This is a genomic window from Ensifer adhaerens, from assembly GCF_028993555.1.
In the GTDB taxonomy this organism is placed as follows: domain Bacteria; phylum Pseudomonadota; class Alphaproteobacteria; order Rhizobiales; family Rhizobiaceae; genus Ensifer; species Ensifer adhaerens_I.
The window spans coordinates 2,458,435-2,471,645 of record NZ_CP118611.1 but is presented as its reverse complement, the minus strand read 5'-3'; the positions used below and the strand labels follow the sequence as shown (position 1 = coordinate 2,471,645).

10 protein-coding genes are annotated in these 13,211 nt (G+C 63.1%); 4 read left to right on the top strand and 6 right to left on the bottom strand.

Features of this window, described 5'->3' with window-relative positions:
- Window positions 1-7: 7 nt before the first annotated feature.
- Window positions 8-1,726: an ABC transporter ATP-binding protein gene (locus PWG15_RS31295; protein WP_275025476.1), complete on the bottom strand. Its 1,719-nt coding sequence runs from the start codon at window positions 1,724-1,726 to the stop codon at window positions 8-10.
- A gap of 409 nt (window positions 1,727-2,135) precedes the next feature.
- Between PWG15_RS31295 and PWG15_RS31290 the strand changes: the two genes are divergently transcribed.
- Complete coding sequence (locus PWG15_RS31290; RefSeq protein WP_275025475.1) at window positions 2,136-2,360, top strand: DUF6074 family protein; 225 nt, start codon at window positions 2,136-2,138, stop codon at window positions 2,358-2,360.
- 10 nt (window positions 2,361-2,370) lie between these two features.
- Here the strand turns inward: PWG15_RS31290 and PWG15_RS31285 are convergent, their stop codons facing one another.
- From PWG15_RS31285 to PWG15_RS31275, 3 genes are all read right to left on the bottom strand, one after another.
- Entirely contained in the window at window positions 2,371-3,591 is a 1,221-nt protein-coding gene (locus PWG15_RS31285; protein WP_275025474.1) for an adenylate/guanylate cyclase domain-containing protein, read from the bottom strand.
- Window positions 3,592-3,659: 68 nt separating this feature from the next.
- A complete protein-coding gene (locus tag PWG15_RS31280) occupies window positions 3,660-5,726 on the bottom strand; it encodes a 2Fe-2S iron-sulfur cluster-binding protein (protein WP_275025473.1) in 2,067 nt (688 codons plus the stop codon).
- A 58-nt stretch (window positions 5,727-5,784) separates the two neighbouring features.
- Window positions 5,785-6,396 carry a glutathione S-transferase family protein gene (locus tag PWG15_RS31275; RefSeq protein ID WP_275025472.1) on the bottom strand — a complete coding sequence of 204 codons (612 nt, stop codon included), beginning with the start codon at window positions 6,394-6,396 and terminating at the stop codon, window positions 5,785-5,787.
- Window positions 6,397-6,542: 146 nt separating this feature from the next.
- Here PWG15_RS31275 and PWG15_RS31270 point away from each other — a divergent pair, with 146 nt between their 5' ends.
- Window positions 6,543-7,436 (top strand): LysR family transcriptional regulator, encoded by an 894-nt coding sequence (locus PWG15_RS31270; RefSeq protein ID WP_275025471.1) that lies wholly within the window; start codon window positions 6,543-6,545, stop codon window positions 7,434-7,436.
- A 29-nt stretch (window positions 7,437-7,465) separates the two neighbouring features.
- On the opposite strand, the gene PWG15_RS31265 is transcribed toward PWG15_RS31270, so the two are convergent.
- Window positions 7,466-8,269 carry a LytR/AlgR family response regulator transcription factor gene (locus tag PWG15_RS31265; RefSeq protein WP_275025469.1) on the bottom strand — a complete coding sequence of 268 codons (804 nt, stop codon included), beginning with the start codon at window positions 8,267-8,269 and terminating at the stop codon, window positions 7,466-7,468.
- Complete coding sequence (locus PWG15_RS31260) at window positions 8,266-9,360, bottom strand: sensor histidine kinase (RefSeq protein ID WP_275025468.1); 1,095 nt, start codon at window positions 9,358-9,360, stop codon at window positions 8,266-8,268. Before PWG15_RS31260 ends, PWG15_RS31265 begins: the two co-directional genes overlap by 4 nt.
- A 200-nt stretch (window positions 9,361-9,560) precedes the next feature.
- Here PWG15_RS31260 and PWG15_RS31255 point away from each other — a divergent pair, with 200 nt between their 5' ends.
- The gene (locus PWG15_RS31255) at window positions 9,561-12,650 is read left to right on the top strand and encodes an autotransporter family protein (protein WP_275025467.1); all 3,090 of its coding nucleotides are present in this window, start codon (window positions 9,561-9,563) and stop codon (window positions 12,648-12,650) included.
- A gap of 32 nt (window positions 12,651-12,682) precedes the next feature.
- Window positions 12,683-13,189 carry an invasion associated locus B family protein gene (locus tag PWG15_RS31250; protein ID WP_275025466.1) on the top strand — a complete coding sequence of 169 codons (507 nt, stop codon included), beginning with the start codon at window positions 12,683-12,685 and terminating at the stop codon, window positions 13,187-13,189.
- The last annotated feature ends 22 nt before the right edge of the window (window positions 13,190-13,211 follow it).

The window sequence follows — 13,211 nt, the reverse complement described above, 5'->3', positions numbered from 1 at the left end:
GGCGTGGTCAGCCGGCGCCTGCCTGGGCATGGTAGAGGCGGCTGTAGGCGCCCTTGGCGGCAAGCAGCGTTTCATGCGGCCCCTGTTCGCGAATGCCGCTGCCGTCGACGACGACGATGCGGTCGGCATCGCGGATCGTTGCCAGCCGGTGCGCAATGATCAGCGTCGTCCGGCCCTTGGAAAGTTCGGCCAGCGATTGCTGGATCGCCCTTTCCGTTTCGGTGTCGAGCGCCGAGGTCGCCTCGTCGAGGATAAGGATCGCCGGGTTCTTCAGGAACATGCGGGCGATCGCCAGCCTCTGCTTCTGCCCGCCGGAAAGCTTGACGCCGCGCTCGCCGATCACCGTATCCATGCCCTCGGGCAAGGCCCGGATCATGCCGTCGAGTTTGGCGCGACGGGCGGCGTCCTGGATGTCCGCTTCACTGGCGCCAAGCCGCCCATAGGCGATGTTGTCGCGAATGGTGCCGGCAAAGAGGAAGACATCCTGCTGGACGATGCCGATCTGACCACGCAGCGACGAGAGCGTGATGTCGCGGATATCGGTGCCGTCGACGGTGATCGAACCTTCGCTGACCTCGTAGAAGCGTGGCAGCAGAGAGCAGATCGTCGTCTTGCCGGCGCCCGAGGGGCCGACGAAGGCGATCGTTTCGCCGGCATGGATCGTCAGGTCGATGTTCTGGATGATCGGCTTCTCGGCGCTATAGCCGAAGGAGACGCCGCGATAGGCGATGTCGCCCTTGAGGCCCTTGACATCGGCAGCGCCCGGACGGTCCTCGATATCGGGTTCGGTCTCCATCAGTTCGAGGAAGCGTTTGAAGCCGGCAATACCCTTCGGGTAGGTTTCGATGACCGAGTTGATCTTCTCGACGGGGCGGAAAAACACGCCGACCAACAGCAGGAAGCCGACGAAGCCGCCATTCGTCAGTTCACCGGTCAGCACGAAGTAGCAGCCGGTGATCATGACGATCAGCTGCGTCAGCCGCATGCTCATGTAGCTGAGCGAGGTACTGGCGGCCATGATGCGGTAGGCTTCGAGCTTGGTTCGGCGGTAGTTCTGGTTGTTGGTTTCAAACAGGCTGCGTTCGTGTTCTTCGTTGGCGAAGGCCTGCACCACCCGCATGCCGCCGACATTCTCCTCGATCCGGGCGTTGAAGTCGCCGACACGGCCATAGAGGCTGCGGAAATTCCGGGTCATACGGCCACCGTAACGGCTGGTGACCCAGGCGGTCATAGGCACCACGGCCGCCGTGATCAACGCCAGCTGCCAGTGCACCATCAACATCAGCAACAGAGCTCCGATGAAGGTCATGATCGCAATGAAAAGGTCCTCGGGCCCGTGATGGGCGACTTCGCCGATTTCCTCGAGGTCCTTCGTCAGGCGCCCGACCAGATGACCGGTCTTCTGGTTGTCGAAGAACGAGAACGAGAGCTTCTGCAGATGGTCGAAAGCCATCCGCCGCATGTCCGTCTCGATGTTGATGCCGAGCATGTGGCCCCAATAGGTGACCGTCGCCATCAGACCGGTGTTGAGCAGATAGACGAGCAGAAGGCCGGCCGAGGACAGAAGGATCAGCGTCCATTCCTGGCTCGGCAACAGCTGGTCGACGAACAGCTTCACCGCGATCGGGAAGCCGAGTTCGAGCAGGCCGGACAATACGGCGCAGGAGAAGTCGAGAATGAACAGTCCGCGATAAGGGCGATAGAACGCGAAGAAACGCTTCAACATGCGAGGGCACTCACTGGGGGGCGGCGACCGAGGGGTCAGCAGAAATATGATTTTCAATGTCATGTTTTGTGCCGGAAACCAACCCAGAAAAGCGGAAAAGCGTGTCGTGCGTTTGACTGGGAAGACATCTTCCGTCTCGCAAAGGATCAATCCGCACTTGGCGGCGCCGGCGGGAAGGAAACGTTAACCATAAGCTTCGTAGAACAGGAATCACCAGAGTGCTTCGCCTTCGATTGGGGACATCGGAGGCATCTGAGGTGCTCGATATCGACAAGCGTAGGGCGTCTTCAAGCGTTCGCGTCAACGCACGAAGTTTCAGGGGGCGAATGAGACGATGGCAGGCAATCAATCAGTGAAAGCCACGGAATCCGATGTTAGCACGATCGTTCCGTTTCCAGTGGCGAGGAGATTGACCGCCATCCGCACCGCTGCCGCCGAACTCGAGGACCTGCATGGCGCCGAAGCGCTGCAATTCTGGCGCCGCCGGTGCCGCACTCTCGCCGACGAGCTCTTTGCCTGCGGCTGCTCGGAAGACGAGGTCCGCCGGCAGGTGATGGACTTCCAGGGTGAGGTTCAGGCCGAGCTGCAGCACCGCCACCTCTCGCGCGTCTCCCAAGGCGTGATGAGCCAGTAGCGGCGCCTTCTCAATTCACCGGCAATTCCGGATCCCAGGTGAACAGTTCCTTTGCCCGGGCGATGCCGCGCAGCGCGAAGCGACCGAGCGACACCGCATGGACCTGATGTTCCGGCGGACACGCCTCGACAAAATCAGAAGACATGATCATGTGCCGCTCGACCGAACGGCACATCGATGAAATGCGGCTCACTTCGTTGACGGCCGGGCCGACGACGGTGAAATCGAGCCGGGTCTGGCTGCCGATATTGCCGTAGAAGACCTCGCCGATATGGAGCCCGAGATAGACATCGGTCGTCGGCTTGCCTTCCTTCTGCCGGCTTGCGTTGAGCTCGGCCAGCATGCGGCGCAACTGCCGTTCCGCCGCAATCGCGTTGGCGCAGGCGGTCGCCGGATCGTCGGCGTTGAAGATCGCAAGCACACCGTCACCGATGAGCTTCAGCACGCTGCCGCCGTGGTCGTGAACGGCCGTGATCACCGTGCCAGAATAGTCGTTGAGCAATGGGATGATCTCGTCTGGGGCGGCGGTGTCCGAGATGCGTGTGTAGCCGCGCAGGTCCGAGAACCACATGACCGTTTCGATACGTTCTGCCGAGCCGCGGGCAATGCTGCCCTTGACCACGCGCTGGCCAGCATCCGCGCCGAGATAGACGTCTGCGAGCGTGCTGATGATGCGCACGCATGAGCCGGCCTTCACCGCAAGCGCAAGGGTCGGAAGCAGGATTCGGAGCGCGGCGATATCATCCTCGCTGAAGCCGCTGTCATTCCGCGTGGTCCAATAGGAATAGAAACAGTCCATCTCGCCGACACGGCCCTGGTCGGTGAAATGGTGGATCATGCTGACGCAGTCGGTGTGGCCTTCGTCTTTCAACCGGTCCAGTATGTTGTAGGTGGTTCCCTCGCCGGCAGAGAGCCGGAGGCGACGCTCCGCCGTTCGGTCGCAAAGCATGTGGTAGAAGATCGAGTTCTGCCAGTTCAGCAGTGCCTCGCCTGTGGTCGTTGAGCCGTACTGGATGACTTCGGGCGTGACCTCGCTCTCGTCGTTCCACTGGAAGGCGCGGCCCTCGATTTCCGGATGCAATGTGTCGATCAGCCCGAGCGCGCGGGCGAGATCGAGGCCGGCCGCGCGGCATTGCTCGCAGAACCCGGCAAACAGCTCCGGCTCTTCCAGGCCTTTCAGGCCCTGTTCGGAAAGCCAGAGCACGATTTCGCGTAACTGTTGGTCGTTCATGGCGTATCCCGCTCGGCCGACGTCGACTGACTGATGATGTGGTGCATCATCAATAGCCGAACCAGAGCTCAGAGCGAAAGATGCAGTTTGTGCTCCTCGCCTTCCGCCGGTACGGCGCAGCAGATCAGTGCCTCGCCCTCTGCCACCGGGAAGGAGGGCTGCGACGGGTAAGTCACCTTGCCCTCGAGCACCGGCGTTCTGCAGGAGCCGCAGCTGCCGTTGCGGCAACCGTATTCCGGCGTCAGGCCGCGCGCTTCGGCGAGATCGAGCAGATTGCCATCGCCCGGTTGCCAGCGCGCCTCCTTGGCGGATTTCGCGAAGACGACGTGAACCGGAGCGCTGGCCGGCGGCGGCATGATCGGCGCAGAACCGCCATCCGGCCGCCGGGTCAGCGACGAGAGCCCGAAAGCTTCCGCATGAATGCGGGCGTCGGCCACATTGAGCGCGCGCAATCCATCATAGAGCGACTGCGTGAAAGCCGCCGGGCCGCAGAGATAGAAGTCGTAGTCGTCGAAGGGCAGGGTGGCCTTGAGGTGGCTGATGTCGATGCGGCCGGCGATGTCATAGTCCTGCCCCTCACGGGCTGTACCCGGCTGGCTGAGCGCGCGGATGAGGCGGATTGTGCCCTGACCTTCCTCGACCAGAGCGGCGACCTCGTGGTCAAAGGCGCGCTCGTCCACTGTGCGGGCGGCGTGGAAGAACCAGGTCGGACGCAAGCGGCGCTTACGGCGGCCTTCGGCAGCGATGTGCTTGAGCATGGCTATCATTGGCGTGATGCCGACGCCTGCGCCGATCAGCACGGCGGGGCGGCGCTCGGTACCGTCGATGGTGAAGCTGCCCGCCGGAGCGCGCGCCTCGATCCGGTCGCCGGGCTTCATGCTTTGCAGTCGACGCGAGGCGGCCCCATCCAGCTTGACGCTGATGCGGTAGAAGCCGTCGGTCGGTGCCGAAGAAAGCGTATAGCTCCTGACCAGCGGTTTTCCGTCAGTTTCGCTCGTCAACCGGATCGGCAGGTGCTGGCCGGCCCGATGGGCCATCAGGCCGACACTGTCGTCCGGTTCGAGGTAAAGCGAGCGGATCGTCGCGCTTTCATCTTCGATGCGGGCGATCCGAAACGGCCGCCACGCTTCGGCAAGCGAGGCCGCCTGCAGGCGGACCTTCGCCTGATCCCAGTCGCCGGTGGAAAGCAGGCTGGGCGACCAGCCATTCTCTTCGAACGCCCAGCGAAGCGGCATGCCGTCAGCACGATAGACGACCTGTTGCGGACGGAAGCGCCACAGGCGTTCGGCGCCTTGAAAAGCCGCGACTTCCGGCGAAGACAGGATGACCTCGGCGCTGCCGGTCATCTGCAGCATGTCGCCAGTTGCAAAGTCGACGAACAGCAATCCGGCCCTTGGGTTGACCATGAAGTTGCCGAGCGTGTTGAAGAACAGGTTGCCAGAGAAATCCGGGATGGTCAGCACCCCATCTTCGCCGATCTCGACGAAGCCGGCCTTGCCGCCGCGATGAGAGACATCGACCTGCCGCTCGCCGGTGTCGAGGTCGACATAGGAGGCGACGAAGAAGGTGTCGGCATTGGCGATGATTGCCCGGGCACGATCGTCGAGGCCCGTGTAGCGGACTGGCCGTTGCGATGCCGGTTCATATGGGTCGCGGGAAAAGGAGAACTGCCGGAGCTGGATATATTGCGGGCAGTTGCCGAAGCTCTGGCGCACCCGAATGGTGAAGCCGTCGTCGCCGTCGCGCCGGATCGCGCCATTCAGCCGGTTCCGGCGCCGGGTTTCGAGCTGGATGCCGAGCATGCCAATGGAATTGGCATCGTCCATGCCGGCATCTGCCGGATCGTCGGGTTCGCGCGGTAACTGCACGTCGAGGTTCCAGGCGTCGGGCGCCTGCATGAAGCCGGGGGCCGCGGCGCGCATCGTCGCCCAGATATCGCCCTTCGCATCGACCGCGCCGAAGGCGGCGAACGGCAGCATGGGGAAGAACTGCTGGTGCTGCTCGGGCATGAAGGTACGGACGAAATTGCGTCCGGTCGCGTCCATGCGCTCGACGACGCCGAGGCTGCGCTGGATGGCGAGTTCGCCTTCGTGCCAGGGGGAGTCCGGCCGCTTCTGTTGTGCATTGTCCGGCATGATCTGAAACCTCGTTGGGGTGAGGCCCGGGGCAGTTTGGCCGCCCCGGGCCGGTTCGTCAGGCGGCGAGGCCAACGGCCGTCTTCTCAAAGCCGACGAAGCCGGGCAGGCGCTCGATGCGGGCAAGCCACGCGCGGACTTGCGGGTAGTCGGAGAGGTCGACATTGCCCTCCGGCGCGGCGGAAACGTAGCTGTAGAGGGAAACGTCGGCGATGGTCGGCCGGGCGCCGAGCAGGAAGTCGCGCCCGGTCAGTTCCGCATCGACCTGCGCCAGAACGCGATGCGCTCGGGCGATCGCCTCGTCCGCCCGCAGACTGGCGCCGAAGACGGTGACGAGCCGGGCAGCCGCGGGGCCGAAGGCGATGTCGCCGGCCGCGACCGAAAGCCACTTCTGCACCTTGGCAGCCAAGGCCGGATCTTCCGGCAGCCAGTCGATGCGGCCGAGCTTCTTGGCGAGATAGACGAGGATGGCGTTGCTGTCGGCAATGACGGTGCCATCGTCATCGAGCACCGGAACCTGGCCGAACGGGTTGAGCTTCAGGAACTCCGGCTCCTTGTGCGCTCGGGCCTTGAGGTCGACGTCGACCAGTTCGTGCGGTACGCCGAGCAGCGACAGAAAGAGCTGCGCCCGGTGCGAGTGGCCGGACAACGGATGGCGATAGAGTTTCATGGGAGATGTCCCTCGAAGAGCATGAGAGCCGTCGCGGCCCTCCGACAGTTCGGGATGAACCGTCTTCGAGAACAATCTATGACTTTCCAATTTTTGGCAGTAGACTGCGGGTATGATAGTCTGATTCCCGTTTTTTGGAAGGAAAGATGGATCGTCTCGACGCCATGGGCGTTCTGCTTGCCGTCATCGAGAACGGCAGCCTGTCGGCCGCCTCGCGGCAGCTCAAGGTTCCGCTTGCCACCGTCAGTCGAAAGGTTTCGGAACTGGAAGCGCATCTTGGCGCCCAGCTCATCACCCGGACGAACCGCAAGGTCCTCTTGACGGAAACCGGCCGCTCCTATGTCGAGGCCGCCAAGGAGATTCTGGCGCGCGTCGAGGAGGCGGAAAGAGTGGCCGCCGGCGAATACAATGCCGTGAAGGGCGACCTGACGATCTCTGCCCCCATCGTCTTCGGTCGCCTGCATGTGCTGCCTGTCGTTGTCGACTTCCTGAAGGCCCATCCCCAGATCGACATGCGGCTGGCGCTGGGCGACCGGTTTGCCAATCTCGTTGACGACCACATCGACGTGGCGCTTCGGATCGGCAACCTTCCCGACAGCAACCTCGTGGCGACCAAGCTCGGCTCAGTCCGCCGCGTAGTCTATGCCAGCCCCGACTATGTCGCGCGGCACGGCGCCCCCGGGCATCCGAATGAACTCGTCGGGCACGACTGCATCACCTTCGAAAACGTCACGGCCGCCCATGTCTGGCGCTTCCTCGACAGTGGGCGCGAACTGGCGACCCCGATCCGGTCGCGGTTGATCGTCAACACGGCGGAATCAGCCGTCGATGCCGCCATCGCCGGCCTTGGCCTGACGCGCGTGCTTTCCTATCAGGTGGCACGTCCGGTTTCTGAAGGGCTACTTGTTCCGTTGCTGGAGGTGTTCGAACACCCGCCGCTTCCGGTCCAGCTGGTGTATCTGCCGCAGGGTCTCGTGCCGATGAAGCTTCGGGCCTTCGTGGATTTTGCGGTGCCGCGGCTGCGCGGGGTCTTGCGCTAGTCGCTGGTCAGCGCTCCCGGTTTCCGCCCTCAGTCCGCTTGCGGGCGCTCGCCGGTGGTCGGCCGGATATGGCGCGCATAGGTTCGCCCGATACGAATTTCGCTGCCATCGGAGAGAAGGGCGATGAGGGCGGCGAAGGGGGCCTGTTTCAGCCCCACAATACAGTCGCGGCGCACGATCGAGCTGCGGTGAAGCCGCAGAAACTCTGCCGGATCGAGCCGACGTTCGAGCGACGCCAGGCTCTCGTGATGCAGATAGGACCGGCCCTCGATGTGGATGCGGACATAGTCGCGCTCCGCCTGGAAGCGCACGACCCGGTCGAGCGCGATGCGAACGAATTCGCCGCGGGATTTGATCCAGAGATCGGCCGACTGGGTTTCGTGTTTGCGCAGCGCCTGTCGCAGCGCCTGCACGGTTTCGTTGAGTTCCACCACGCGTTCGGTGCTCGTTCGCGCGGCAATCGCTACGCGCGCCCGCTCGATCGCGGTACGCAGGCGGCTGGCCTCGATCGGCTTGGTGACATAGTCGACGGCGGCAGCCTCGAAGGCGCGAAGCGCATAGTGATCGAACGCGGTCACGAACACCACCGCGGGCGCGTTGCTTCCCGCTTGCTCCAGGATGTCGAAACCGGTGCCGCCCGGCATCTGGATATCGAGCAGGATCACGTCCGGTTGCATTTCGGCGATGAGGCTGCAGGCCTGCTGGACGTTGCCGGCGGTTCCCAAGAGCTCGACCCCTGGCATCGCGCCCAGAAGCCGCAGCAAACGGCGCCTGGCGAGCGGCTCATCGTCGACGATGAGGATCGAAAGGGGGACTGTCTGGATTTCGTTCATGCAAGCCTCAGGGGCATTGTAATTGCGGCTCTGAAACGTCTGGGCGTGACCAGCCCGGATACGCACGCACCGACTCCCGGAAAACGCGCCTGGACGCGATCCGCGACGTTCTTGAGGCCGATGCCGGTGCCGGAGGCCTGGCGCCGCCCATTGCCAGCCTCGGCTGCGATATCGTTCTCGACGGTAATCTCGAGCGCTTGGCCGACCTTGGCGGCGCTGATGACGATCTCGACCTGTTCGGGCGAGCGGCCAACGCCGTGTTTGACCGCGTTCTCGATCAGCGGCTGCAGGATCAGGCTCGGCACCAGTGCCTCTTCCAGGCCGCTGGCAATGTCCATCCTGAGCTTCATCCGATCGGAGTACCGCTCGCCTTCGATGTGCAGGTAGCCGGCTTGCAGGGCCAGTTCATCCGCCAGCCGCACGTCGTGCAAGGGATCGAGCTCCAGGGTCGTGCGCAGGAAGTTGGAAAGCGACATGACCATGCGCGTCGCGGCGACGGTCTGCCCTTCCTCGATCAGCCCGGTGATGGAGTTCAGCGTATTGAACAGGAAGTGCGGATTGACCTGGTAGCGCAGCGCCCGCATTTGTGCCGCCAGCGCCTCCTCGCGCGTGATCGCCAGGCGCCTTTCGCGCTCGCGCAGCTCGAAACTGTAGAGCAGCGCGACGAAGAAGAACGACCAGCCGACGAACGTCGCCATGCTGTAGACGAGCGTATAGCCGATGCTGGTCCAGTCGACCGTGATCGGATCGGGGCGAACGATGAGAAGGTAAAGCAGAAAGTCGACGCCGGTATTGGCAAAGGCGGCTACGAGCGAGGTGGCGAAGCCGACGACGATCTTGACCGCGATGTGCTGGTGCCGCACGCCAAACATCGCCGCGGCGATGCCATAGGAAAAGGTCATGCCGCAGATCATCAGCAGCAACTTTCCCGGCGCCGACATGATCGGATCGATCCCGAGTATGCCCCATAGGATGCTGCTGATGAGGAACTCTACGAACCAGTAGAGGAAACCGAGCCAGAGCGTCGCGCGCCGTACGCTTGCGATGTAGGCGCTTCCGTCCATCGATTTGGCTTCATCCTCTGGTTTCATGCCATTTTTATGGTCCAAGCGCGCGCCGATGTCGATTGCCGTTCGTCGGCGAAATCAAGCCGTTTGCAGAATGCTACAGCCCTTCAGCGCTGCAATTTGCCGTTTGCAGAAAGCCGAATTCTCCCCCTTCGCAGGCTTGCTATAGCCGGCCCATGACCGCGCTTTCCCGGCGTCACCATTCGCCTGGGAGTTGTGCGCCCATGAATGCAAAGGAAAAGGGGCAGACATTGAATACCTGTGCGAAGGCGGACGTTTCGAGGATCAACCTTCTGAGTTCGACAGCCCTTGGCCGCGTCGGTCTTGTCTCGATGATGCTGGCGGCGATGCCGCTCGTACCGTCGCCGGCAAAGGCGGCAGGACTGGTCGTACCAAACGACGAGACCTGGTCCAGCGACCACACGATCAACGGCAATCTCGTGATCCGCGGCGGTCCCGCTGGCGCCACGCTGACGATCAACAATGGCGCCAAGGTCGAGAGCACCAACGGCTACATCGCCGACAGCAGAGGCTCCGTCGGCACGGTCGTCGTTTCCGGTCCGGGGTCCAGTTGGGACATCGTCGACGCCAATCCGAACAGCTACCGCGCGCTCTTTATCGGCGGTTTCGAAAACGGCATCTATGGCGGCAAGGGCACGCTGATCGTCGAAAACGGCGGTACGGTCTCCGCCAAGGAAACCTATGTCGGCTCGCTTCAGGAAGGCGACGGAACGCTCGTGGTGCGCGGTGCCGGTTCCATGCTCACCACCGACTATCTGGGTGTGGCCGATGGCGCGCTGACGCTCAACACGGCTGCGGTCAGGATCGAGAACGGCGGCCTCATCAACTCCAAGACCGCCTACTTCGAAAACGGCACGGTCCTGGTGACCGGTGATAATTCGCGTTGGGTCAACACGGGCGAACTCACGGTCGGCGACAGCTTCACGATCGAAAACGGCGCCGTGGTTACGACCAACACCGCCGTCTTGCGCGAGGATGAGAGCGTCGACACCATTCAGGTCCATGTCGACGGCGTCGGCAGCGAGCTGAAGGTCGCCGACAAGCTGACGATCGGCGAAGCAGGAAGGGTCAACCTTTCCGTCGCCAACGGGGCCAAGCTTTCGGCCGGTGGCGGCATCGTGCTTTCCGCCGTCGGCGGCATCAACAACCCAGGCATGGGCAATCTGACGATCGGCGGCAAGGTCGATCTGAACAACATCGCTGAGCCGGTGGCCCGGCAGGCGCAGGCGGCCGGCACGATCGATCCGTCAACGACGATCGACATGGGCCCGCGCGAGGGCAACGTCAATTTCAACCACACCAACACCGGTTACGAGTTCGCAAATACGATCGTCGGCGAGGGTGCGATCAACAGCTTCTCCGGTGAGACCATCGTCAGCGGCGATCTGACGAAGTTCAACGGCGAAGTGAATGTTTCCGGCGGCAAGCTTGTCCTGAAGAGCAACCTGGACACGATCGACAACGACCCGCGTACAGCGCCTTTCTACTACAGCGAGACCAATTTCGAAGTGACCAATGGCACGCTGATCGTCGACGGCGCGACAGGGCGGATTGAGGGGGACCGCTTCTATACCGGTGAAGTGAACGTCTGGGGCGAATCGAGGAGCAGCACGGCCTTCGGCCGTCTCGGCGGTTCCGGCACGGTCGGTAACACCTATATCGACAAGAATGCGATTATTTCGCCCGGCAACAATTCGACCGGTACTCTGACGATCATGGGTCGGCTGGATATGGCGGGCGGTTCGATCTATGAAGCCGATGTTGCCGGTGACGGCCGCTCCGACCGGATCGTCGTCAAGAGCATCGGCACCAACGAAAACACCGGTATTGCCAAGATCGGCGGCGGCACCAATGTGCAGGTCACTGCCCTTGATCCGAACACGAGCTACAAGACCGGGCAGACCTATACGATCCTGACCGCCGACCGCGCCATCGAAGGAAAGTTTGCCGAGGCTATCTCGAAATCGGCGTTCCTTGAGGTCTCGCTCGACCAGAAGGAGAAGCAGGTCGACCTCAAGATCAAGGTCAAGAACGGCGGTACGAAGCCAGGCGAAGAACCGAAACCCGGCGAGGAGCCCAAGCCCGGTGAACCGAAACCTAGCGAACCGAAACCCACAGAACCCGGCGTGTTTGAAGGCGAGGCTGCCACCGGCAATCAGCGTCAGACGGCGCTCGCGCTCAACACGCTCGCCCAGAGTGGCCCGTCGCTCGGGCTCTACAATGCGCTGACGATCCTCGACGGCGATGCCGCACGCCGAGCCTTCGACCAACTGTCCGGCGAAGTCCATGCTTCGGCGCAGACGGCGCTGATCAACGACAGCAGCCTGCTGCGCAATGCTGCCAACAATCGCATTCGCGACGCTTTCGGCGATGTAGGGGCTGCGAGCGTTCCGGTTCTTGGCTACGGCCCGGAGGACAAGATCACGACGGGTGCCGTCGCTGCCGTCAACGCCGTTCCCGCCGCGCCGCCGGCGATGGTTGGCTGGGGCCAGGTGTTCGGCTCCTGGACCAATACCGACGGTAACGGCAACGCCGGCGGCCTCGATCAGTCAACGGGCGGCTTCGTCACCGGCTTCGACGCGGCGGTCTCGGACAACGCGCTGATCGGCATCATGGCCGGCTACAGCCGGACGAACTTCGACGTCGACAGCCGTGCCTCCAATGGTGACAGCGACAACTATCACCTCGGCGTCTATGGCGGTGGCCGTTGGGGCGATGTCGCGCTCAGGTCGGGCCTCGCTTACACCTGGCATTCGATCAACACCTCGCGCAGTGTTGCCTTCCCTGGTTTCTCCGACCAGCTGAAGGCCGATTATGACGCCGGCACCTTCCAGGCCTTCGGTGAAGTCGGCTATCGCATCGACCTGCCGAGCGTCGCACTCGAGCCCTTCGCAAACCTCGCCTATGTCAGCCTGCACACCGACGGCTTCACCGAGCGTGGTGCGGCGGCCGCGCTGTCGAGCAAGAGCAACACGACCGACACGACCTTCACGACGCTCGGTCTGCGCGCTTCTGCTCCGCTCAGCCTCGGTACCACAGATGCCAAGGTGCGCGGCATGCTCGGCTGGCAGCACGCCTTCGGCGATACGACGCCGTTCTCCACCGTGGCCTTCGGCACGGGCAGCGCCTTCTCGGTTGCCGGCACGCCGATTGCCGAGGATGCGGCGATCATCGAGGCCGGCATCGACTTCGCGCTGACCGGCAATGCGAGCCTCGGCGTCACCTACACCGGCCAGTTCGGCTCCGGCACGACGCAGAATGCGGTCGACGCCAAGCTTGACGTGCGCTTCTGATGCGTCGGCTTGTCTGGCTATCGACAGTGCTGATGGCGACATTCGTCGCCATCACGCCGCTTCATGCAGAGGACGCGGCGGCCAGCAAGGCCGCGGCGCCCTCTCAGCTCTCCGAAACATACGAGGACTGGAGCGTCGCCTGCGCCGAGGTCGAAGGTAAGAAGCACTGCCTCGTGTCACAGCGGCAGTTTCACAAGAGCGGCCAGCACGTGCTGACGCTCGAGCTTCGGCCGGCCGAAAATGCCGGTCTGGAGGGAAGCCTCGCGCTGCCTTTCGGCCTCTATTTGGAAAAGGGCGTCACCCTCGGCGTCGACGAGGCGACCGGCGGCAAGCCGACGCCCTTCCGTACCTGCCTGCTGATCGGCTGCATCGTGTCGTTGACGTTTACCGAGGGTACGGTCGCACTGCTGCGCAGTGGAACGACGCTGAAGATCGGTGCCTTTGCGAGCGATACGGAAAAGGACGTAGCGTTCTCGGTGTCACTCAAGGGTTTTACGGCGGCGTTGGATCGCGTTCTTGCGCTCACCGGCAAGGCGTGAGCCCGTACCGGCCATGCTGTTT